This is a genomic window from Kitasatospora sp. NPDC089797, from assembly GCF_040684795.1.
GTDB lineage: Bacteria > Actinomycetota > Actinomycetes > Streptomycetales > Streptomycetaceae > Kitasatospora.
The window spans coordinates 50,244-72,582 of sequence record NZ_JBFBGS010000047.1; the positions used below are offsets into that span (position 1 = coordinate 50,244).

The following is a 22,339-nucleotide window of genomic DNA, read 5'->3' on the forward strand; positions in this document are numbered from 1 at the left end:
ACCGCTCACCACGGACGGCAGCCGCCCGCTACGCCCCCAGTCCCGACTGCCGCACCGTGATGTTGAGCCGCCCCGTCAACCCCAGCCCGAGCGCCGGATCGGCCGTCCCCGGAAGCGTCCGCACCACCCCGTGGTACGCGAACCGGGCCGGGCCGCCGAACACCAGGAGGTCACCGCTGTGCAGTTCCAGGTCGGTCCACGGCCGCGTCCTGGTCTCGGTGTTCCCGAGCCGGAAGACGCAGCCGTCCCCCAGCGACAGCGAGACCACCGGCGCGTCCACGCGCTCGTCGCGGTCCTGGTGCAGGCCCATCTTCGCGCCGTGCGGGTAGTGGTTGACGATCGCGGTGTCCGGCTCGTAGGCGGTCGCGCCCGCGATCCCGTCGACGTGCTCGCCGTAGGCGTCCGCCACCGCCCGCCGGGCCAGCTCCCCGAGCAGGGCCGGGAACGGCTTGACGGGCGCGCCGTCCTCGGCGACCCGCGCGTAGCCGTACGGGTACCAGTGCCAGCCGAGGCTCACCATCCGCACCGACATCAGCCCGCCGGTGGGCATCCGCACGCTGTGCAGTCCGGCCGGTGGCACCGCCCACTCCCGACAGGCGGCGACCAGGCGCAGTTGCGCGGCCCGGTCCAGCCAGCCGGGCAGCAGGACGGCGCCGGGGGCCGGCTCGGTCCGCACCCGGGCGCGGCCGACCGGGCCCTTGCCCGAACCACTGCTCCGGCCCCGGGTCGGCCCCCCGCCCAGGTCGTCGAACAGCTCACCCTGGATCACCCCACCATCCTCCCGCACCGGCCCTGCCGACGGACCGGTCGGCCCTGCCAACGAACCGGTCGCCCCCGCCGACGGACCGGCCGGCCGGGCCGGAGAGCCGGTCCGTCAGCCGGCCCCGACGCGCCGGGAACGCCGACGGCCGCTCCCCCGCGTGGCGGAGGAGCGGCCGTGACGATCCGAGCGACCAGGGGTCAGCTCACCGGGTCTCAGATGCTGAGGATCTGGCCCGGGAGGATCAGGTCGGGGTTGCCACCGATGACCTTGGCGTTGTTCTTGTACAGGTCGTGCCAGTCCAGGCCCTGCGCGGCGGCGATGGAACTCAGGGTGTCACCGGACTTGACGGTGTAGTCGCCCTTGGCCGGCTTGGCGTCCTTGGAGCCGGTCCAGGACTTGGCACCGTTCCAGGACTTGGCGGCGTCCTTCTTCGACGCGGCGTCGGTCTTCGCGGCGTCGGCCTTGGGCGCGGCAGCCTTGGGCGCAGCGGTCTTCGGCGCGGCGTCAGCCTTCGGCGCGGCAGCGGCCTTCGGGGTGGCGGTCTTCGGCGCGGGGGTCTGCGCCGGCTTGGCGGCGGAGGTGCCGGCCGAGGTGTCGACGGCGGCCGGGGCGCCGCCCTTGGTCAGGCCCGCCTTGACGGAGCAGACCGGCCAGGCACCGGGGCCCTGCGAGGCGAGGACCTTCTCGGCGACGGCGATCTGCTGCGCCTTGGTGGCCTGGTGGGCCTGCGCGGCGTAGGCGTTGCCACCGAAGGCGGCCCAGGTGCTGGAGGTGAACTGCAGACCGCCGTAGAAACCGTTGCCGGTGTTGATGGCCCAGTTGCCGCCGCTCTCGCACTGGGCGACGGCGTCCCAGGTGGAGACCGGGGCGGCGGAGGCCGAGGTGGCCGTGACGAGGCCGGCCACCGGCAGGGCCGCGACAGCGGCGCCCGCCACGACGGCCATCCGAACGCGGTTGCGCTTGGTGGCGGCGGTGGTGGTGGCAGCGGCGTTCTCGTTACGGAAGGTCATGAGGTTCCTCTCGACAGCCCCGGGCGGGCATGCGGAACCAGGCCCTGGAGAGGGCCGCGTTCGCTTGCCGCGTCCGTCGGACGGCCGTGCACGTGTCGGACGTGCCGCTGCCGCCCCGGCCACCCAGCCGCTCGCCGACGACCTGTTCGAGCGATCGTGTCGGCGGGCACCTGCCGCGCCCGGCCGGGGCCGGTGGGCGGTGCGTCGGGGGTGAGCCCGGGTGGCGCTCGTTGCGCCGCCAAAGAAGCTACGAGCCGGTAGGCGGTGAAACCAAAACTCCACGGGTCTGCCCAGCTCAGCGAAGGGTTACCGCCGGTAATGGCCACATATTCATGCCCGAAATGTCGGATTTGACCATCGATTCCTAGATCAAACATCGCGACGGCGTGACCCACCCCACAGTTTCAATCCGGCAGTCCTGACACCGACATCGACAGATTGCGACCACGAGAACACGCGGCGCGGTCGGATCCGGGGCAATTCCCGTCAGCCTCGTCGACCACCCGTGACGCCTGACACAAGGGCCCGTTGGGCATGCCGACCTCCCCTAGTCCGCCCCCATGACCCACCCGCACCCATCCGAGGAGTCCCCGTGCCGCGCATGCTCGACGTCAGCGACGAGGTCCGGTCCGAGATCGGCGACGACGAGGCCGACCGCCTGCTCGGCGGCGACCGCGCCCCCGACAGCTACGAATGCACCTCCTGCCGCACCCCCGGCGACACCCACGCGGAGCCCACCAGCACCGTGCTGTTCGTCGGCGACGAGACGGCCGTGCTGGCCTTCGCCCACGCCCGCTGCATCCCGTCCCAGGTGGTACCGGTCGCCGAGGAGCAACTGGTCGGCGCCGTCCGCAGCATCAGCCAGACCCAGCCCGCCGGCCTGGACGCGACCGCCCCCGTCGCCGCCCCGAACCTCACCCTCCCGGCCCCGGCCTCCCCCTCCGACTCACCCGCGCAGCCGACCGCCCCCGGACAGGCCGCCATCCTCGGCATCACCTGCGGGCTCGTCCTGCACGGCAAGGTCGGCCACGCCTCCCTGGTGGTCGAGCCCACCGGGCCGGTCGGCCGCCCCGGCAGCACCTCCGGCGAGGACGAGTTCCTCGACCTGCTCCAGGACGCGGGCTTCCAGCCGGTCGCCGACCTCGACGAGACGCCCGAGCAACTGCCCGGCTGGTCGGTCCTGGTCGCGATGGGCAAGCTGCACGCGATCCTGCAGCCCGCCGCGGCCGGCGGCAGCACCGGCTGGTGGCAGGCGCACCAGCCGCTCCAGGTCACCGACGCCTGGCGGATGGCCGCCAGCCAGCTCTCCGAGGTGACCATGTACGCCGTCCCGGCCGGGATGGTCGGCCGCCAGCCCCGCGAGGACCTGCTGCGCCAGGCGCTGGAGCGGGCGGTCGCGCTCGGCCAGGTGGTCGCCGCCTCCCTCCCGCTGGCCGGCACCTGATCCGACGCCCCCGGGCCCGTCCGACGGTGACCGCGTCCGACGGTGACCGCGTCCGACGGTGACCGCGTCCGACGGTGACCGCGTCCGACGGGCCCGGCCCGGCGGACCGCCTCCGCCGGGCAGCCGTCCGCCCCGACGCTCAGGTCCAAGCCTCAGACCCGACCCTCTGGCCCAAGCCTCAGACCCGACGCTCAGGTCCAACGCTCAGACCCGGTCCCGGGCTCCGGGGGTCCAGACCCCCGAGGCCCGGATCCACCCGCCCCGCCGGGGCCGTACCCCGAGCGCCCCGCATCCCCGCCGCCTCTCACTCGTTGGCCCCTACGTGTACAGCTACGACGTCTCCGCACCCGCCGGACGGTCGGCCACCGCCCCTCGCCCGATCCCGGGCATGCGCCCGTCGTACGACGCGGAGCACCCGCACTCGACGACCCCGATCTACGACGAGCTGTACTCGGAGTACCGACGGCTGTTCCGCGCCCTGCCCGGTGACCGCTCGGGCGAGGAGGACCTGCTGTTCACCGGCTTCGCGATCCGCGACGGCTACCCGCTGCTCGGCGAGCAACGCCAGTACCCGCCCCAGCAGCAGGTCTTCCACACCTACGCGGGCCAGCCGTCCGGCCTGCCCCAGTTCATGCCGACGCAGTCGCAGCACTCCCCGCCCACCGGTCACACCGAGCACTCCCCGGCCAACGCCGCCCAGCACGCCGGTCACCTCACCGGCCACCAATACGGCGGACACCAGCACAACGGGCACCTCACCGACGGCCGACCCGGTCGGCACGGCGGGCACAACGGGCACAGCGGGCACCACGGCAGCCAGCCCGAAGCCGCCCCCGGCAACGACGGCCACGGCCAGGCCGCAGCCCCCTCCCCCCAGTTCACCAACGGCCAGGGCTGGGTGGCCGCCGGTTACCTCGGCGCCGTCCCGCACCCGGCGCCGGCACCGCCCCCGCCGCCCGCCCCGTCCCCCGTCCTGGGCACGGTCACCGGCCTCGCCGCCGCCCCGCCGCCCTCCGGCGGCCGCCACCGCCAGATGCTCTCGCTCCCCCCGGGCCGCACCGGCGGCCACTGAGTCCTCGCCGCGCCCACACCCACGTCCGCACCCGCACCCGCGATCCCGACAACGGCCGAGGGCCCCGCCACCACCGGTGACGGAGCCCTCGAACCCGCAGGCGGGAGATCGCGCAGTCGCGTACCGCCTCGGACACCTGCAACGACAACGACAACTGCAGCTACAGCTGTAGTTGCAGCCGTTACTTCCTCTTCCGCTTCTCCCGGACCCGCACCGAGATCGAGATCGGCGTCCCCACGAAGCCGAACTCCTCGCGCAGCCGACGCTCGATGAAGCGCCGGTAGCCCGCCTCCAGGAAGCCCGAGGCGAACAGCACGAAGCGCGGCGGCCGGGTGCCCGCCTGGGTGCCGAACAGGACGCGCGGCTGCTTGCCGCCCCGGATCGGGTGCGGGTGCGCGGCGACCAGTTCACCGAGGAAGGCGTTCAGGCGCGCGGTCGGGATGCGGGTCTCCCAGCCCTCCAGCGCGGTCTCGATCGCCGGGACGAGCTTCTCCATGTGCCGGCCGGTCTTGGCCGAGACGTTGACGCGCGGGGCCCACTGCACCTGGACGAGGTCGCGCTCGATCTCGCGCTCCAGGTAGTACCGGCGCTCCTCGTCGAGCTGGTCCCACTTGTTGTAGGCGACGACGACGGCGCGCCCGGCCTCGACGGCCATCGAGATGATCCGGGTGTCCTGCTCGGCGAGGGTCTCGCTGGCGTCGATCAGGACGACCGCGACCTCGGCCTTCTCCAGGGCGGCGGAGGTGCGCAGCGAGGCGTAGAAGTCGGCGCCGGCGGTCAGGTGGACCCGGCGACGGATACCGGCGGTGTCCACGAACTTCCAGGTCTTGCCGCCGAGTTCGATCATCTCGTCGACCGGGTCACGGGTGGTGCCGGCCAGCTCGTTGACGACCACCCGCTCCTCGCCGGCGACCTTGTTCAGCAGGCTGGACTTGCCGACGTTGGGCCGGCCGATCAGCGCGATCCGGCGCGGGCCACCGGGAGCGGCGTCGCCGAAGGTCTGCGGCGGGGCCTCGGGCAGCGCGTCCATGACGGCGTCCAGCAGGTCACCGGAGCCACGGCCGTGCAGTGCGGAGACCGGGAACGGCTCGCCCAGGCCCAGCGACCACAGGTAGGCGGCCTCGGCCTCGGTGGACGGACCGTCGACCTTGTTGGCGCACAGGACGGTCGGCTTGCCCGCCCGGCGGATGATCTTGATCAGGGCCTCGTCGGTGTCGGTGGCGCCGACCTTGGCGTCCACCACGAACAGCACCGCGTCGGCCTGCTCGATGCCCAGCTCGGCCTGGGCGGCGACCATGGCGTCGATGCCGAGGACGTCGATCTCCCAGCCGCCGGTGTCGACCACCTTGAAGCGACGGCCGTTCCAGCTGGCCTCGTAGGTGACCCGGTCGCGGGTGACGCCCGGCTTGTCCTCGACGACCGCCTCACGGCGGCCGATGATGCGGTTCACCAGGGTCGACTTGCCGACGTTCGGGCGGCCGACGACGGCCAGCACCGGCAGTCGGACGTGCTCGGCGCCGTCCTCGCCGTCGAAGGCGTCGAGGTCGAAGCCCTCTTCGGCCGCGAGGGCCATGAACTCGGCATAGTCGGCGGCGTCCAGCTCACCGGGCCCGGAGGCGGAGTGCTCTGCGGTCATGTTCGTCTGTTCCGTTTCCCGGCCCGGCCCTTCCCAGGGGCGCGCCGTGCGTACCTGCCCCGCTGGGGCAGCGCGATGGTTTCCGCCGCGGCGCCTTGACGGCCCGCGGTTCATTCGATGGTCGGCTGATCTGACCGGAACCGGCTGATCAACCTGGAGGCCGGACCCGCACGGCCCGACCGGAGTCGGACCGAAAAGGCCCTACCGAAAAGGCCCGACCGGAGAGGTCAGACCGACGACAGCCCGGCCCGCTCCTCCACCAGGGCGGCGATCCGGTCGATCACCTGCTCCAGGGTGAGCTCGCTGGTGTCCACCAGCACCGCGTCCGCGGCCTGGGCCAGCGGCGCCGTCTCCCGCGAGGAGTCGGCGGCGTCGCGGCGCGCGAGGTCGGCAGCCATCGCGATGATGGTCGCCTCGTCGACGCCCTTGGCCCGCAGCTCGGCCGCCCGGCGCTCGGCCCGGGCCGCCTCGGAGGCGGTCAGGAACACCTTGACGGTGGCCCGCGGGAACACCACGGTCCCCATGTCCCGGCCCTCGGCGACGATGCCGCGCTCCGCGACCTCGGCGCAGCCGCGCTGCAGCTCCACCAGTCGGGTCCGCACCATCGGCACCGCGGACACGGCGCTGACCTGCGCCGTCACCTCGGGGCCGCGGATCGGGCCGGAGACGTCCTGCCCGTCCACGGTGATGGTCGGACCGTCGGCGTCCGTACCCGACACGATGACGGGCTTGCCGCACGCGACGGCCACCGCCTCCGGGTCGTGCACGTCGACGTCGTTGGCCAGCATCCACCAGGTCATCGCCCGGTACATGGCACCGGTGTCCAGGAAGCTCAGCCCCAGCCGGGCGGCGACCGCCCGCGAGACGGTCGACTTGCCGGAGCCGGAGGGTCCGTCGATGGCGACGACGACCGGGGCGTGCGCTCGGTCGGCAGTGTCCACGGGAGCGAACCTCTCTTTGAGCCTGCTGAGGCATGGAAGCCGACGCCTGCGCGGGCGGACGGCCGGGGATGTCTCCCTCAAGGTTAATGGACCGCCGCCGGACCTCGCCCCGGTCGGGTCAGCGCCCCGCCTTCCCCGGCACCGAGCCCGGCCTCGACCTCGACCTCGACCTCGACCTGAGCCGCGACCGCGACCTCGACCTCGACCTCGACCTCGACCCGAGCCTCGACGTCGACGATCACAGCCCGCCCCCGTTCTCCAGCACCGCGTTCCCGAGCCGGGGCCGCACGTACTCGCCGTCCCACTCGATCCCGAGCACCCCGCCGACGAACAGCATCGACCGCTCGACGCCCAGGTGGTCCCAGACGAACGGCACCGTCGACAGGTGCGAGGGGAAGTCGCTCACCGCGAAGGCGTCCCGGTGGTAGGCCGACCCGGCGGCCTCCCGCCAGCCGAAGGTCTGCCGCAGCCGGGGCCCGTCCGGGGTCTGGGTGTGGGCGAAGAGGGCGGTGAGCCAGCCGGTCACCCGGGGGCCGCCGGACAACGACTCCCACTTGTACAGCGAGCGCCAGAAGCGGTCGTCCACCGGACCGCCGGCCGCCGTCGCCGCGATCTCCGCCAGCACCGGGCGCAGTTCGGCGAACCACGGCGCCAGCCAGTCGAAGCGCCCGGCCAGCCCGCCGACCCGGTCCGCCAGCAGCGCCCAGTCCCCGGCGGTGCCCTCCAGCCGGATCCGCGGGATGCCGCAGCGGGTCTCCCAACGGAAGTCGAAGTACGGGCTGACCACGTCCATCAGCGCCACCAGCGCCGTGGAGACGTCGTCCGGTGTGGTGGTCGAGAACGACGGCTGGAACAGCTCGACCAGCTCCGCGCCCAGCGCCGCCGCGAGCGGCTCCCGGACCAGCCGCACCGACCGCGCCCAGTCGGCCTCCCCACCCACCGGCGAGCCGTCCGCCGCTCCCGCTCCCGCGGCTCCTGCCCCCTCAGCGCCCTCAGCGCCCCCAGCCCCCGCCAGCGAGTCGTCCCGCACGACGAGCGTCCGCCCCCGGCCGCCCGCGCCGAGCAGCGCCCGGTAACGCGGCGGGTACATCCGGACGTGCACCGCGACCTCGTGCACCACCGCGTACCAGAACACGTCCGGCGACAGGCTCAGCGGCACGTGCTCGGCGAAGGCCGCGTGGGCGGCGCGCAGCAGCAGGCTGCAGGTCGGCTCGGGCTCGACGGGTCCAACGGGTTCAGAGGGTTCAAAGGGTTCAACGGACTCAACGGACTCAACGGGCTCAACACACTCGGCGAAGCAGGCGGGCCCGACAGGCCCGACAGGCCCGCCGAAGCCGACGGACTCGCCGAAGCCGAAGGACTCCGCGGCCCCCCGGTGGTCGAGCGGCGCCGGCCGCGGCCGGGGCCGCTCGACCATCGCCGTCACACTGCGGTGACGGATCCGGAACTCCCCGCCCACCACCGCCCGCAGGAACCGCTCGTTCCCGAGGTCGACCGGTCGGCCGACGACCCCGTGCCGGGTCTCCCCCAGCGGCAACTCGATGATCACGCCCACTCCCCCTCCGGCCCCGCCCGCTCCCCTCCGGCACCCGCCCGGCCGGTGTCAGTCCCGGACGCTCCACCCGCCCGTGCGCAGCGCCGCCGCGAGCCGCTTGACGGCCGTCGGCGCCACCGACAGCTGGACGAAGCCGACCTGCTGCCCGTCCGAGTGCTCGATCAGGACGTCCTCGATGTTGACCCCGGCCTCGCCGACCTCCCCGAACAGCCGGCCCAGCTCGCCCGGCTGGTCGCCGAGCACCACCGCGACGGTCTCGTAGCGGGTCGGCGGGGCGCCGTGCTTGCCGGGGATCCGGGCCTGGCCGGTGTTGCCGCGCCGCATCACCGCTTCGATGCCCTCGGCGCCGGAGCGGCGCTCGCCCTCCCCCGCCGCGGCCATGGCGCGCAGCGCGGTGACGGTGTCGTCGAGGTCGTTGGCGACCTCGGCCAGGACGTCGGCGACCGCGCCCGCGTTGGCGGACAGGATGTCGACCCACATCCCGGGGTTGGAGGCGGCGATCCGGGTCACGTCGCGCACGCCCTGGCCGGAGAGCCTTATGGCGGTCTCGTCGGCGTGCTCCAGGCGGGCGGCGACCAGCGAGGAGACCAGCTGCGGGGCGTGCGAGACCAGGGCCACGGCCCGGTCGTGCGCGTCCGCGTCCATCACGATCGGCACCGCCCCGCACAGCGCGACCAGCTCCAGCGCGGCGTTGAGCGTGTCGGTGTCGGTGTCGGCGGTCGGGGTGAGCACCCAGGGGCGGCCCTCGAACAGGTCGGCGCGGGCGGCCAGCGGACCGGAGCGCTCACGGCCCGCCATCGGGTGACTACCGATGTAGTGAACGGTGTCCAGGCCGAGCGCGGCGATCTCGCCGCCCGGACCGGACTTCACGCTGGCCACGTCGGTGTACCAGTGCGCCAGGTTGCGGCGCTGGCAGTCCGCGAGCACCTTGCCGACCAGGGCCGGCGGGACGGCGATGATCGCCAGGTCGACCGGGCCCTCGGCCGGTTCGGTGATGCCGGCGCCGAGCGACTCGGCGGTGCGGGCGGCGTCCGGGTCGGCGTCCTCCAGGTGGACGGTCAGCCCGCGGGCGGTCAGGGCCAGGGCGGCGGAGGTGCCGATCAGTCCGGTGCCGACGACAACGGCAGTGCGCATGACGGGTGGCTCTCCTCGATCACGGTTCTCGACGGGGCGGTTCGCACGGGCGGTGCTCAACAGGGCGGTTCTCAACAGGTGCCGGTGTCGCGACGGGTACCGGGTCGACCGGGAGCGACCGGTTCGACCGGGAGCACCCGTGCCCATCCTCCCACCCGACGACCGCCGGAAACCCCCGACCCCGGCAAGCCCGACCAGCCCCGGCGAGCCCGTCCGGTCCCGGCAAGCCTGACCGGCCCCGGCAAGCCCGCCGGGCCCCGTCGGCCTCCCGTGCCCCGACGGCAACCGCGGCGCCCCCGGCCCTCGTCCCCACCGGTGCACGGGCCGTACAACGGCCGTGGTCCACACGCCGTGCGCCGGGAAATCCGGCGACGCCCGACCCAGGGCGGGGCAGACTGGCCGCCCGGGCGGACGGCGGGGCGAGCCGCGGCGCACCGGACGCGAACGAAGGGGATGCGCATGGACGATCAGCTGGACGACCAGCACCGCGGTCAGACCGGGCCGTCGAAACCGCCGGCCGTACCCGCCCACCCGTCGGTCCTGGACTCCGTCGTGGTGTACGCCGAGGGCGCGGTGTGCCGACGCCGGGCCACCGTCCCCCTCCCGCCCGGCGGACGGCTGCGGCTGACCGGCCTGCCCGATTCCCTGCACCCGGACTCGCTGCGCGCCCGGGTGCTGGCCGGCCCGGCCGGGGCCGCGGTCGTCGAGGCCCGGCTGGAAACCCTCGCCGAACTCCGCGAGCCCGACGAACTCCCGCAGCTCCGGCGCGAGTTGGATGAGGCCATGGAGCGCCAGAGCGCCCTGAACGAACGCCACCGGCTGGTCCGGACCGCGATCACCGAGACCGCCGCCCTGCGCGCCGTCCCGCCGCAGCGCCGCCGCGACGAACCGCTGCGCCGCACCCCGGCCGAGGCCTGGCTGGAGCTGGCCGACTTCGTCGACGAGCGGCTGTCCCGACTCCAGGAGCGGGCCGAGCAGCTCACCCGTGAGATCGAACTCGCCGACCACGAGCGCCAGTTGGCCGCCGACCGGCTGGACCGGGCGTCCACCGCCGAGCGGACCGACCCGGTCGGGACCGCCGACACCGTCCTGCTCACCCTGAGCACCGCGGGCGGGCGCCAGGAGCAGCCCGAACGGATCGAGCTGGAGCTGGAGTACGGCGTCCCCGCCGCCCGCTGGGTGCCCACCTACCGCCTCAGCCACCGCACCGGCGACGACACCGCGCACCTGGTCCTGCGCGCCGCCGTAGCCCAGCACACCGGCGAGGACTGGACGGGCGTCCGGCTCGCCCTGTCCACCGCCGACCTCGACCGCCGCACCGACCTGCCCAGACTCGCCTCGCTGCGGATCGGCCGCAGCCAGCCCGCCCCGCCGCCCTCCGGCTGGCGCGAACCCCCGGCCGGCCTGGCCGACCTCTTCACCGGTTACGACACCGCCGCGGTCGACCGCCCCGTCCCCCGCCGCGACGCTCCGGTCCCGGTGTCCGCCGCCGTCGCCCCCCGGCACGCCCACCGCCTCGCGGCCCCGGCCCGCAGCGCCCGCCCCGCGTTCCTCCTGGACGAGACCCCGCCCTCCGACTCGTACGCCGACTCCTCCACCGACTCGTACGCCGGCTCCTACGACGGCCCGTACGCCGACTCATCCAGCGGCCCGTACGGTGCCGGCGGCTCGCTGAACGTCCCCGAGCCGAGCCCCCGGCACCCGTCCCCCGCACCCCCGCCACCCGGCTTCGCCGGCTACGGCGCCGCGCCCGCACCCGGCGCCCCCGCACCCGCCCCGGTGCCGGTCGCCGCAGCCGCCCCGATGCCCCAGGGCCCCGGCGGCCCGCCGATGCCCCAGGCCTTCGGCGCCTTCCCGCCCGAGGAGTCCCACCGGGCCCGGCTCCGCAGCGCGACCCCGCCCCCGCCACCGGCCCCGACCGCCACCACCCCCGAGGCCGTCCTGCTCGACTACCCCGACCTCCGGCTGGCCGGCCCCGACGCCCCCGCCGGGCACCGCGGCACCCTGCGCCCCAGCCCCGAGCGGATCGAGCGGATCGAGCGCGCCGAGCTGGAGCGGTTCCAGCCCGGCGGCCCCGGCGGCCCCGGCAGCGTCCGCCTGGCGGCGCTCGCCCTCCCCCGCCACGCCGTCCCGCCCCGCGAGTCGGCCGGTTCCTTCGACCACCGCTTCGACGCCGCCGCCCGGGCCGACATCCCCTCCGACGGCACCTGGCACACCGTCACGGTGGACGCGATCCCGCTCGCCGCCAGCCCCGAGTACGTCACCGTCCCCGCCGTCGAGGAGAAGGTGTACGCGACCCTGGTGCTCGCCAACCGCACCGACCGCGCCGTGCTGGCCGGCCCGGTCGAGGTCACCGTGGACGACGAGTTCCTGCTCACCGCGGCCCTGCCGACGCTCGCCCCGGGCGGCACCAGGAGCCTGGGCGTCGGCGTCAGCGAGAGCGTCGAGGTGGCGCGCCGCACCGAGCTGCGGGAGTCCGCCACCGGCATGCTGAAGGGCAACAGCACCGTGCTCGACCACCGGGTGCACGTCCGGTTGGCGAACCGCCTCGGCCGCGCCGTCACGGTCGAGGTCCGCGAGCGCGTGCCGGTCGCCTCCGACGCCGAGATCCGGATCGAGGAGCAGGCCGACTGGCACACCCCGACCGCCCCCGGCCCCGGCCCGGACCACCCGGCGCCCCCCGGGGGCCCCGGCCACCCGGAGTTCCCGGCCGGCACCCGGCTCTGGCGGGTCGAACTGCCGCCGGGCGGCCGGGCCGAGCTGGACGGCGGCTACCAGATCAAGATCCCGGCCGGAAAGGCCATCGTCGGCGGAAACCGGAGGAACTGACAGTGACCGAACCGACCGTCCCCCTCCCCGTCACCGCCGTCACCTGCCTGGAGGACCGCGCCCAGGTGGAGCGCGCGGTGACCGTCGAGCTCGCCGGAGGCGTCCAGCGGCTGCGGCTGGGGCCGCTCACCGCGCTGGCCGTCGACCGCACCCTGCGCGCCGAGACCACCGCCCCCGGCAGCCGGGTGCTGGAGGCCCGGCTGGTGCGCACCTGGACCCCGCGCGCCCCGCTGCCGCCCGGCCCGGAGGACTCCGCCCTACGCCACCGGCTGCACGGGCTGGAGGCCGAGTACCGCCTCACGGACCAGACCCGGGCCCGGCTGGAGGCCCGTCTCGCCCTGCTCGCCCAGCTCTCCGCGGACCTGCTCCGCGAGGTCGGCGAGGGCGCCGGCGTCGGCGAGATCGAGCGCACCCGCTGGGCCCGCGAGCTGGACCGGGTGGACGCCGAGCGCGAGCGCTACGGCGAGGAGCTGCGCGCCGTCCACTCCCGGCTGCGCCGCCTGGACCAGGAGCGCTCCCAGGCCCTGCTGGCCCTGGACCGGGCCGAGGAGGAGCCCGCCGAGCTGCTCGCCCACCTGGAGCTCACCGTCGAGGCCGAGCGGCCCGGCCCGACCGGGCTGACCGTCCACCACCTGGTGCCCTGCGCCCTGTGGCGCCCCTCCTACCGCGCCACCCTGGACGCCGGCGGGCTGCGCCTGGAGTCCGAGGCGGTGGTCTGGCAGCGCACCGGCGAGGACTGGACCGGCGCCCGGCTGACCTTCTCCACCGCCCGTTCCGCCCTCGCCACCGACCCGCCGGCGCTCACCGCGGACCTCCTGACCCTGCGCGAGCGCACCGACGAGGAGCGCCGCACGGTCGAGGTCGAGCTGCGCGAGGAGGAGGTCGCCACGCTCGGCCCGGACGCCGCCGTCCCCGGTCTGGACGACGGCGGCGAGGTACGGGTGCTGCCCGCCCCCGCCCCGGCCACCGTGCCCTCCGACGGCCGGGCGCACCGGATCCCGCTGGGCGCCTTCACCGGCCCGGCGAGCAGCGAGTACGCCTGCGCCCCCGAGCTGTCCCCGCTGGTCACCCAGGTGGTCAGGTTCCGCAACGCGGCCGGGCACCCGCTGCTGGCCGGCCCGGTCGAGCTGGTCCGCGGCAGCGGGTTCACCGGCCGCGGCGAGCTGCGGTTCACCGCGGCGGGCGCCGACGCCGAGCTGTCCTTCGGCAGCACGGACGACTACCGGGTGGTCCGCGAGGCCGAGGAGCAGCGGAGCACCGCCGCGCTGAGCGGCCGCCGGACCACCACCCGCACCGTCCGGCTGCACCTGTCCCGCTTCTCCGGCCCGGAGGAGCACGACGAGCAGCTGGTCACGGTGCGCGAACGGGTGCCGGTCTCCGAGGTGGCGGCGGTCGAGGTGCGGCTGCGCAAGGAGCAGTGCTCCCCGGCGCCGGACTCCTTCGACGCCGAGGGCATCGTCCGCTGGGACGTCCCGCTCGGCCCGGGCGCCCGGCGCAGCCTCACCCTGGTGTACGAGGTCGCCGCCTCCGCCAAGGTGGCCGGGCTGTGACGCCGGAGGGCTCCTGCCGACCGCCGAGGACGTGACGACCGCTCAGGACGTGACGACCGCCCAGGACCGGAAAGACGGGTAGAAAAGGAACATGATCCTCCACCTCGCTCCCCTGGACGACTGGCTGGCCGACCCGGGCCGCCCGTACGCCACCGCCTCGCTGCTCACCGACGGGTTCATCCACTGCTCGGCGGACGAGCAGACGGTGCTCGCGGCGGCCAACGCCTTCTTCGCCGACACCCCGGACCCGCTGATGGTGCTGCTGATCGAGGAGGCACTGGTGGAGCCGATGGTCAAGTGGGAGGCCGCCCACGGCGCCCCACCGCCCGGCGCCACCCCCGACGTGCTGTTCCCGCACATCTACGGGCGGCTGAACCGCACCGCCGTGGTCGGCCTGGAGAAGGTCGAGCGCGGCCCGGACGGCCGCTGGGCCTCGCTCAGCCCCTGGAGCTGACGGGCCCTACAGCCACCCCCGCTCCCGGGCCGCCATGCCGGCCTGGAAGCGGGTGGTGGCGCCCAGCGAGCGCATCAGGGCCTGCAAGCGCCGCTGGGTGGTCCGGGCGCTCCAGCCCAGCGAGCGGGCGATCGACTCGTCGGTCAGCCCGGCCGCCAGCAGGCCGAGCAGCTTGCGGTGGTCGGCCTCCGGCTCCGGCGCCGCGTCCCCGGTGCCGATCGCGGCCTGCAGCTGCACGGCCCGCTCCCACTCCGCCTCGAACAGCGTGTCCAGTGCCTGGAGCAGCGCCGAGGGGTGGATCACGTAGGCCGCGTCGAGCACGCTGTCGCCGACGCTGATCGGGATGATCGCCATCCGGTCGTCCGAGATGATCATCTTCATCGGCAGGGTCGGCCGGACCCTCGCCTCCTCCCCGTCCGCGACGCCGACCAGGATGTTCTTCTCCAGCCGTCCGGGCCAGGCCACCGCCTCCCGGTCGTAGACGGTCCGGAACCTCAGGCCCTCCCGCAGCCGCCGCCGCTGCAACGGCATCCCCGCCACCGGGTCCTGGATGTAGGGCGGCCGGTCGAAGCCGCGGACCTGGTACTGGCTGGACTCGGTGATGTGCTCCAGCCGCTGGGCGATCGCCTCGCCGCCGGTCAGCACCTCCACCGAGTGCGCCGGGTCGGTGTAGCGCGAGGCCTCCCGGAAGGCGTCCATCAGCCGGTGCATCTCGGCCCGGGCGTTGCGCAGTTCGGACTCCCGGTGGCCGATCAGGGTCCCGATCGCCACGTCCGGGGCGACCGGCAGGTAGCGCTCCCGGTCCACCGGCGCCCGGGTGGCCATCCCCTGCTGGGCCAACCGGTCGAGCGCCCGCACGCCCTGCTGGAGCGTCAGGCCGCAGCTCTGCGCCAGCTCCTCCGCGGTGGACTGCGGACTGGCCACCAGCGCCGCGTACACCTGCCCGTCCGGCTCGGCCAGTCCCAACGGGCCGAGCGCGTGTCCGGCGGACCGCCCCAGTGCTGCATCGGACACGACGTCGTCTCCCCCTGTTCGCCCCGGAACACCCCCTCCGGCGCCCGTCCTGGCGCAGTCCCGCCACTCGGCGGGGCGATGGTCCGGTGGCCATCCTCAGCCACGGATCATGGCGCTGACAAGGCCGTGACCAGGGGTTGCGTCCGGGCTCACACACACGGAAGGGTCCCCCGCCACCACGGACGGGGGACCCTCCGACGAACAGCCGGTGAACCGGGAGGTTACAGGCCGACCTCGCGCATCAGCTGGCCGACCTCGGGGTTGGTCAGCCGGCGCAGCCAACCGGACTTCTGGTCACCGAGCGCGATCGGACCGAAGTGGGTGCGCACCAGCTTCTCGACCGGGAAGCCGACCTCGGACAGCATCCGGCGGACGATGTGCTTGCGACCCTCGTGCAGGGTCACCTCGACCAGGTAGTTCTTGCCGACGTTGGAGATCACCTTGAAGCTGTCGGCGCGGGCGTAGCCGTCCTCCAGCTCGATGCCCTGGGCCAGCTGCTTGCCCAGGTCACGCGGGATCGGGCCCTGGATGGCGGCCAGGTACGTCTTGGTCACGCCGTACTTGGGGTGGGTCAGGCGGTGGGCCAGCTCACCGTGGTTGGTGAGCAGGATGATGCCCTCGGTCTCGGTGTCCAGCCGGCCGACGTGGAACAGCCGGGTCTCCCGGTTGGTCACGTAGTCGCCCAGGCACTGGCGGCCGTCCGGGTCCTCCATGGTGGAGACCACGCCGGCCGGCTTGTTGAGCGCGAAGAACAGGTAGGACTGGGTGGCGACGGTCAGGCCGTCGACCTTGATCTCGTCCTTCTCCGGGTCGACCCGCTTGCCCTGCTCGGTGACCTGCTGGCCGTTGACCGAGACCCGACCCTGCTCGATCAGCTCCTCGCAGGCGCGCCGGCTGCCGACGCCGGCCCGGGCCAGCACCTTCTGCAGGCGCTCGCCCTCGGGCTCGCCGAAGGTCTTGGGCAGCTTGACGGCCGGCTTGTCGTGCCGGGCGAGCACGGCGTCCTCGATCTTGGCCTGGAGCTCGCGCGAGCGCTGCGGCTGACGGCGCGGGTCGCCCGGGGCGCCCTGGCCCTCCCGGCGCGGACGCGGGGCCGGGCCGGGGCGACGGCCGGAGAAGCCGCCGCGGGCCGGGGTGGCGTTCGGGCCGCCGCCGTACTCGGGGCGGTCGTACTTGCGCTCCTCGGGCCGCAGCGGGCGGTCCGGGTAGCGACGGTCGTCGCGCCGGTCGTCCCGACGCCCGCCGTCCCGCCCGTACGAACCGCCGCGCGAACCCGAGCCGGAGCCCGAACCGCCGCCGTACGAACCACCGCGACCGCCGCCACTGCCGCTGCCGCCGCCGTACGAACCACCGCGCGAACCCGAGCCGGAGCCCGAACCGCCGCCGTACGAACCGCCACGACCGCCGCCACTGCCGCTGCCGCCGCCGTACGAGCCCCCGCGACCGCCGCCGCTGCCGCTGCCGCCGTAGGAGCCGCCCCGGCCCCCGCCCTGTCCGCCGCGACCGCTGCCGCCGCCGCTGCCGTTCCTGCCGTTGCCACTGCTACGCATCAAAGTGTCCGTACGTCGTTCCGTCTGGGATGTGCGGTCGTTTCGGCCGACCTCACCTCCCCCTACCGATCAGGCGTTGCCCGATCGGCCTCGCCACTGCCGTCCGCGGCCTGCGCGGCAGCGGCGGCGACCGCCTCCGCGATCATCGTGCCCTCCAGGGACTCCGCTTCCACGTCGTCGACCTCGGGCAGGAAGGGAGCGAGCTCCGGCAGCTCGTCCAAGCCGCGGAGCCCCATCCGTTCCAGGAAGTAGTTCGTCGTCCGATACAGGATCGCACCTGTTTCGGGCTCGGATCCGGCCTCTTCCACCAGTCCTCGCTGTACCAGGGTACGCATCACGCCGTCACAGTTCACACCGCGGACGGCTGAGACCCGCGATCTGGACACCGGCTGCCGGTAGGCGACCACCGCCAGGGTCTCCAGCGCGGCCTGGGTCAGCCGGGCCTGCTGGCCGTCCAGCAGGAAGCGGTCGACGGCCCCGGCGCAGGAGTCCCGGCTGTAGAACCGCCAGCCGCCGGCCACCAGCCGCAGGTCGAACCCGCGCCCCTGGGCGGTGTACTCGGCGGCCAGTTCGCGCAGCGCCCCGGCCACCACGGCCCGCGGCCGCTCCAGCACTCCGGCCAGCCGTTCCTCCCCGACCGGTTCGTCGACGACCATCAGGACGGCCTCCAGCTCGGCCCGCAGCCCCGGCCCGGCGGACTCCGGTTCCACCGGCGCCGCACCGGAAGTCGACGGAGCCGACTTCTGGTGCACGACCCGCAGCTCGCCGCTCCCCGGCTCCGGCACCACCCCCGGCTCCCGCTCCCGCACCGGCTCCGGCACCGCCACCGGCTCCGGCAGCAGCTCGAAGGCCGGCTCCAACCACTCCTCGGCCCGCGGCCGCCCCGGCAGCCCGAGCGGGCGCCGCACCGGCCGCCCGCCCTCGTTCCCGTCGCTCATCGTCGCCCGTCCTCCTCCCGGGACCGCCCGGTCCCTCCCGCCGGCCGGTCGAACTCGTCCGTCACCTCGACCGCGCCCCGGCCCTCCTCGGCCACCCAGCGCACCCGCAGCTCGCCGAGCGCCTCCGGCTGCTCGAAGTCCAGCACCCGCTCGCGGTACAGCTCCAGCAGCGCCAGGAAGCGGGCGACCACCACCAGGGTGTCCGGCGCGTCGGCGACCAGCTGCTGGAACGAGGCCTCGCCGAGGCCGGTGAGCAGGCCGACCACCAGCGAGGCCTGTTCCCGCACGCTCACCGGCGGGGCGTGGATGTGCTCCACCGACACCACCGGCTCCGGCCGGGGCTCCATCGCCCCGGCCGCCAGCCGGGCGAGCCGTTCCGGTCCGACGGTGATGACCACCTCGGGCAGCAGTTCGGCGTGCCGCGGCTCCAGCCCGACGGCCCGGGGCCGCCGCAGCAGCTCGGCCGCCCAGCGCTCGCCGAACAGCGCCGCCGCCCGCTTGTACGCCCGGTACTGCAACAACCGCGCGAACAGCAGGTCACGCGCCTCCAGCAGGGCCAGGTCGGCCTCGTCCTCGACCTCGGCCACCGGCAGCAGCCGGGCCGCCTTGAGGTCGAGCAGGGTGGCGGCGACCACCAGGAACTCGGTCGCCGCGTCCAGGTCCCAGTCCGGGCCCATCGCCCGGATGTGCGCCAGGAACTCGTCCGTCACGGTGGCCAGCGCCACCTCCGTGACGTCCAGCTTGTGCTTGGCGATCAGGCCGAGCAGCAGGTCGAAGGGGCCCTCGAAGTTGTCCAGCCGTACCCGGAAGCCGCCCCGGGACTCCTCCTCGGTGGCGTTCACGGTGGTGGTGGCTGGTTTCGTGGTGCTCGGCATGGCGGTCCATCTTCACCCGCGCGCGCCGGTCCTCCCGTCCGCGGGCCGCCGACACGCCGCCCGCCCCGGCCGACGCCCCCGGCACCCGGCAGGCCCACGGCCGCTCCACCGACGGCGCCCAGCGCCCGCCCCACGGCCCTCCGTCGACCCGACGGACCCGGAACCCCGCACGCCCCCCACGGGCCCGCGCAGACCCCGTGCAGACCTCACCCGGCCCGACCGGGCCCACCGAGCACGTCCCGGCACCACCGCTCCCCGGCGGCAGAGCACACCGGCGGCACGGTGCCCTAGCGGCCGCGCAGCCGCCGGACCAGGATCGAGGCCTCGCCCCGCTGCTCCAGGTCGGCCAGGACGACCGCGATGGCCTCCCGGACGATCCGCCCGCGGTCCACGGCCAGCCCGTGCTCGCCGCGCAGCACCAGCCGGGTGTGCTCCAGGTCCATGAGCTCCTCGGCGGACACGTACACGGTGATCTTCTCGTCGTGCCGCTCGCGCCCGCTCGGGCGGCGCGGCGCGCGGCTGCGGGTCCGGGCGCGTCCACCGGCTCCGGCCTGCTCCTCGGCGGCACCCGCGTGCGTGCGGGCGGCCGGCGCGGCGGCGGCACCGCGGCCGCCGGTGACGGTCGGCCCGGCCGGGGCTGCGCCCGGCGCGGCTCCCTGGGGCCCGGCCGCCCGCTGGAGGGGCGGCTGCGCGGGTGCGGGCACCGCGGCGGCCGACTGCTGCTCCTGCGGCGCCTGCCGGTCGTCCTGGCCGCCCTGGGCGGCCTCGGCGCCGTCGGCGCCGTCCGTGCCGTTGACGGTCCGCGCGGTCTCCGGTCTGGATGCCTCGGCGGCCGGACGCGGCGCGAGGGACGGCGACAGCGCCATCCCACCGGTGGTCCGGAACAGCTCGTCGGCACCCGGGAGACTCACTCGGCGGGGCGGCACCGGTCGAGCACCTCCCTGGCGAGCTGGCGGTAGGCGGCGGCACCGACCGAATTGGTCGCGTACGTCGTGATCGGCTCGCCGGCGACGGTGGTCTCCGGGAAGCGCACGGTCCGCCCGATGACGGTGTGGAAGACGTGCTCGCCGAACGCCTCGACGACCCGCGCCAGCACCTCACGGCTGTGCACGGTGCGCGAGTCGTACATGGTCGCGAGGATGCCGTCCAGGCGCAGCTCGGGGTTGAGCCGCTCGCACACCTTCTCGATGGTCTCGGTCAGCAGCGCGACCCCGCGCAGCGCGAAGAACTCGCACTCCAGCGGGACGATCACGCTGTGAGCGGCGGTCAGCGCATTGACCGTCAGCAGGCCCAGCGAGGGCTGGCAGTCGATGATGACGTAGTCGTAGTCCGGCAGCAGCGGCTTCAGGGCGCGCGCCAGCGCGGACTCCCGGGCCACCTCGCTGACCAGCTGCACCTCGGCCGCGGAGAGGTCGATGTTGGAGGGCAGCAGGTCCATGCCCGGGACCGCCGTCTTCAGCAGCACCTCATCGGCCGTCAGGCCCCGCTCCATGAGCAGGTTGTAGACGGTGACGTCGAGCTCCATCGGGTTGACGCCGAGGCCGACCGAGAGCGCGCCCTGCGGGTCGAAGTCGACGAGCAGCACCCGGCGGCCGTACTCGGCCAGCGCCGCGCCCAGGTTGATGGTCGACGTGGTCTTGCCGACGCCGCCCTTCTGGTTGCACATGGCGATGATCTGGGCGGGGCCGTGCTCGGCCACCGGCGCGGGGATCGGGAAGTACGGCAGCGGCCGGCCGGTCGGGCCGACCCGCTCGCGGCGCTGGCGCGCGGCGTCGGGGGCCAGCGTGGCGGCGTACTCCGGGTCCGGCTCGTACTCGGCGTCCGGGTCGTCGTAGGCGCCGTAGGCGAACTCGCCGTAGGCCAGGCCGTAGGCCGCCAAGTCGGCGTCGTGATCGGTCACCGTGGTCACCTGTGCTGTGTTCTGGCGTGCTTCGAAGGTACGGAGTGCGACCGAGCCGACCTCGGCCGAGCCCACGGAGGGCTGCCGGGCCCCGGACTCCTCACTCGGCTGGCCGGCGGTGAGCTCCGCCAGTCCTGGCTGACCACCCCCGGGAGCAATTGTCGACTCATTCACAAGTCGTCTTACCTCCTTGGGCATCCAGGACTCTATGTCGATTCGTCAGCGTGGCAGCATGCCGACGGTTTGCGACTCTAGGCCGTTCAAGGCGTTCGCAGCAACACAATCCACGGTAGTGGGCACGATGTGTCGACTATCGGGCGGGCTCCTGTCAAGGTCTGAGCAGGGCCATGACCCCAACGTTTCTGCGCGCCGTCGGGGTCGGGTGAGGCGACCGTCGGAAATTGACGACAGAGCGACCCGCCCGCCCCGGCCGCCGCCCACGGGCACGGCGAAGCCCCCGATCCGAAGCGATCGGATCGGGGGCGAACGACCGCCGTGCGGTCAGGGAGTTCAGGCGAGCACGCTCTCCACGGTGACCGACTCCAGGCCGAAGGCCTCGGCGACGGCCGGGAAGGTGATCTGGCCCTCGTGCACGTTCAGGCCCTTGGCGAGGGCCTCGTCACGGCGCAGCGCCTCCTTCCAGCCCCGGTTGGCCAGCTCCAGCACGTACGGCATGGTGGCGTTGGTCAGCGCGTAGGTGGAGGTGTTCGGGACGGCGCCCGGCATGTTGGCCACGCAGTAGAAGACCGAGTTGTGGACCTGGAAGGTCGGGTCGTCGTGCGTGGTCGCGTGCGAGTCCTCGAAGCAGCCGCCCTGGTCGATGGCGATGTCGACGAGCACGGAGCCCGGCTTCATCCGGGAGACCAGCTCGTTGGTGACCAGCTTCGGGGCCTTGGCGCCCGGGATCAGCACGGCGCCGATGACCAGGTCGGCGTCCAGGACGGCCTTCTCCAGCTCGAAGGAGTTGGACATGATGGCCTTGATCTTGGTGCCGAAGATCCGGTCGGCCTCGCGCAGCTTGTTGATGTCGCGGTCCAGCAGGGTCACGTCGTAGCCCATGCCGATGGCGATGGTGGCCGCGTGCCAGCCGGAGACGCCACCGCCGATGACGACGGCCTTGGCCGGGTGGGTGCCGGGCACGCCGCCGGGCAGCACGCCGCGGCCGCCGGCCGGACGCATCAGGTGGTACGAGCCGACCTGCGGGGCCAGCCGGCCCGCGACCTCGGACATCGGGGCGAGCAGCGGCAGCGCGCCGTTGCCCAGCTGCACGGTCTCGTACGCGATGGCGGTGGTGCCGGAGGCGATCAGCGCGTCGGTGCCGGCCCGGTCGGCCGCCAGGTGCAGGTAGGTGAAGAGGGTCTGGCCCTTCCGCAGCCGGTGGTACTCGGAGGCGATGGGCTCCTTGACCTTCAGCAGCAGGTCGGCGGTGGCCCACACCTCGTCGGCGGTGGGGAGGATGGTGGCGCCGGCGGCCACGTACTCCTCGTTGGGGATCGAGGAGCCGAGACCGGCGTTGTCCTCGATGTAGACCTCGTGTCCGTTGCGGACCAGCTCATGCACGCCGGCGGGCGTGATGGCCACGCGGTACTCGTGGTTCTTGACCTCGCGGGGGATGCCGACCTTCACGACTGAACACGTCCTCTTGCCATGGGGGTCCCGACCGGAGAAGACCGG

19 protein-coding genes are annotated in these 22,339 nt (G+C 74.4%); 5 read left to right on the forward strand and 14 right to left on the reverse strand.

Features of this window, described 5'->3' with window-relative positions; all coding sequences use genetic code 11:
• Positions 1-28: 28 nt before the first annotated feature.
• Together AB0O91_RS31100 and AB0O91_RS31105 are read right to left on the reverse strand one after the other, a co-directional pair.
• Complete coding sequence (locus AB0O91_RS31100) at positions 29-676, reverse strand: alpha-ketoglutarate-dependent dioxygenase AlkB (protein WP_363440194.1); 648 nt, start codon at positions 674-676, stop codon at positions 29-31.
• Positions 677-975: 299 nt separating this feature from the next.
• Positions 976-1,773: a transglycosylase family protein gene (locus tag AB0O91_RS31105; protein WP_363440137.1), complete on the reverse strand. Its 798-nt coding sequence runs from the start codon at positions 1,771-1,773 to the stop codon at positions 976-978.
• A gap of 592 nt (positions 1,774-2,365) precedes the next feature.
• Here AB0O91_RS31105 and AB0O91_RS31110 point away from each other — a divergent pair.
• Together AB0O91_RS31110 and AB0O91_RS31115 are read left to right on the forward strand one after the other, a co-directional pair.
• Complete coding sequence (locus AB0O91_RS31110) at positions 2,366-3,217, forward strand: hypothetical protein (protein ID WP_363440140.1); 852 nt, start codon at positions 2,366-2,368, stop codon at positions 3,215-3,217.
• 388 nt (positions 3,218-3,605) lie between these two features.
• Positions 3,606-4,289, forward strand: coding sequence for a hypothetical protein (locus AB0O91_RS31115; RefSeq protein WP_363440203.1), 684 nt, complete (start codon positions 3,606-3,608; stop codon positions 4,287-4,289).
• 181 nt (positions 4,290-4,470) lie between these two features.
• Here the strand turns inward: AB0O91_RS31115 and der are convergent, their stop codons facing one another.
• From der to AB0O91_RS31140, 5 genes are all read right to left on the reverse strand, one after another.
• On the reverse strand, positions 4,471-5,925 hold the full coding sequence (der, locus tag AB0O91_RS31120) for a ribosome biogenesis GTPase Der (protein WP_363440142.1): 1,455 nt from the start codon (positions 5,923-5,925) through the stop codon (positions 4,471-4,473).
• A 227-nt stretch (positions 5,926-6,152) separates the two neighbouring features.
• Positions 6,153-6,866 (reverse strand): (d)CMP kinase, encoded by a 714-nt coding sequence (gene cmk, locus AB0O91_RS31125; protein ID WP_363440144.1) that lies wholly within the window; start codon positions 6,864-6,866, stop codon positions 6,153-6,155.
• Between the two features lie 83 nt (positions 6,867-6,949).
• On the reverse strand, positions 6,950-7,108 hold the full coding sequence (locus AB0O91_RS31130; RefSeq protein WP_363440147.1) for a hypothetical protein: 159 nt from the start codon (positions 7,106-7,108) through the stop codon (positions 6,950-6,952).
• Complete coding sequence (locus tag AB0O91_RS31135; RefSeq protein ID WP_363440150.1) at positions 7,105-8,415, reverse strand: DUF4419 domain-containing protein; 1,311 nt, start codon at positions 8,413-8,415, stop codon at positions 7,105-7,107. The genes AB0O91_RS31130 and AB0O91_RS31135 overlap by 4 nt, the downstream gene beginning before the upstream one ends.
• Before the next feature lie 54 nt (positions 8,416-8,469).
• Entirely contained in the window at positions 8,470-9,555 is a 1,086-nt protein-coding gene (locus AB0O91_RS31140) for a prephenate dehydrogenase (protein WP_363440153.1), read from the reverse strand.
• Between the two features lie 459 nt (positions 9,556-10,014).
• Between AB0O91_RS31140 and AB0O91_RS31145 the strand changes: the two genes are divergently transcribed.
• The 3 genes from AB0O91_RS31145 (at position 10,015) to AB0O91_RS31155 (ending at position 14,388) form a co-directional block, all read left to right on the forward strand.
• The gene (locus tag AB0O91_RS31145) at positions 10,015-12,384 is read left to right on the forward strand and encodes a mucoidy inhibitor MuiA family protein (RefSeq protein ID WP_363440156.1); all 2,370 of its coding nucleotides are present in this window, start codon (positions 10,015-10,017) and stop codon (positions 12,382-12,384) included.
• A gap of 2 nt (positions 12,385-12,386) precedes the next feature.
• Positions 12,387-13,934 (forward strand): mucoidy inhibitor MuiA family protein, encoded by a 1,548-nt coding sequence (locus tag AB0O91_RS31150; RefSeq protein WP_363440158.1) that lies wholly within the window; start codon positions 12,387-12,389, stop codon positions 13,932-13,934.
• Between the two features lie 91 nt (positions 13,935-14,025).
• Positions 14,026-14,388, forward strand: coding sequence for a DUF952 domain-containing protein (locus AB0O91_RS31155; RefSeq protein ID WP_363440161.1), 363 nt, complete (start codon positions 14,026-14,028; stop codon positions 14,386-14,388).
• Between the two features lie 6 nt (positions 14,389-14,394).
• On the opposite strand, the gene AB0O91_RS31160 is transcribed toward AB0O91_RS31155, so the two are convergent.
• The 7 genes from AB0O91_RS31160 to ald all read right to left on the reverse strand — a co-directional run bounded on the left by AB0O91_RS31160 (position 14,395) and on the right by ald (position 22,291).
• The gene (locus tag AB0O91_RS31160) at positions 14,395-15,402 is read right to left on the reverse strand and encodes a helix-turn-helix domain-containing protein (RefSeq protein WP_363440164.1); all 1,008 of its coding nucleotides are present in this window, start codon (positions 15,400-15,402) and stop codon (positions 14,395-14,397) included.
• A 221-nt stretch (positions 15,403-15,623) separates the two neighbouring features.
• Positions 15,624-16,952 carry a pseudouridine synthase gene (locus tag AB0O91_RS31165; RefSeq protein WP_363440167.1) on the reverse strand — a complete coding sequence of 443 codons (1,329 nt, stop codon included), beginning with the start codon at positions 16,950-16,952 and terminating at the stop codon, positions 15,624-15,626.
• Between the two features lie 62 nt (positions 16,953-17,014).
• Entirely contained in the window at positions 17,015-17,608 is a 594-nt protein-coding gene (locus tag AB0O91_RS31170; protein ID WP_363440197.1) for an SMC-Scp complex subunit ScpB, read from the reverse strand.
• 278 nt (positions 17,609-17,886) lie between these two features.
• A complete protein-coding gene (locus AB0O91_RS31175; protein ID WP_363440170.1) occupies positions 17,887-18,765 on the reverse strand; it encodes a segregation/condensation protein A in 879 nt (292 codons plus the stop codon).
• Between the two features lie 287 nt (positions 18,766-19,052).
• Positions 19,053-19,676, reverse strand: a complete 624-nt coding sequence (locus AB0O91_RS31180; RefSeq protein ID WP_363440173.1) for a hypothetical protein — start codon at positions 19,674-19,676, stop codon at positions 19,053-19,055.
• Positions 19,673-20,839 carry a ParA family protein gene (locus AB0O91_RS31185; protein WP_317621156.1) on the reverse strand — a complete coding sequence of 389 codons (1,167 nt, stop codon included), beginning with the start codon at positions 20,837-20,839 and terminating at the stop codon, positions 19,673-19,675. The genes AB0O91_RS31180 and AB0O91_RS31185 overlap by 4 nt, the downstream gene beginning before the upstream one ends.
• A 336-nt stretch (positions 20,840-21,175) precedes the next feature.
• Positions 21,176-22,291, reverse strand: coding sequence for an alanine dehydrogenase (ald, locus tag AB0O91_RS31190; protein WP_363440176.1), 1,116 nt, complete (start codon positions 22,289-22,291; stop codon positions 21,176-21,178).
• Positions 22,292-22,339: the final 48 nt, after the last annotated feature.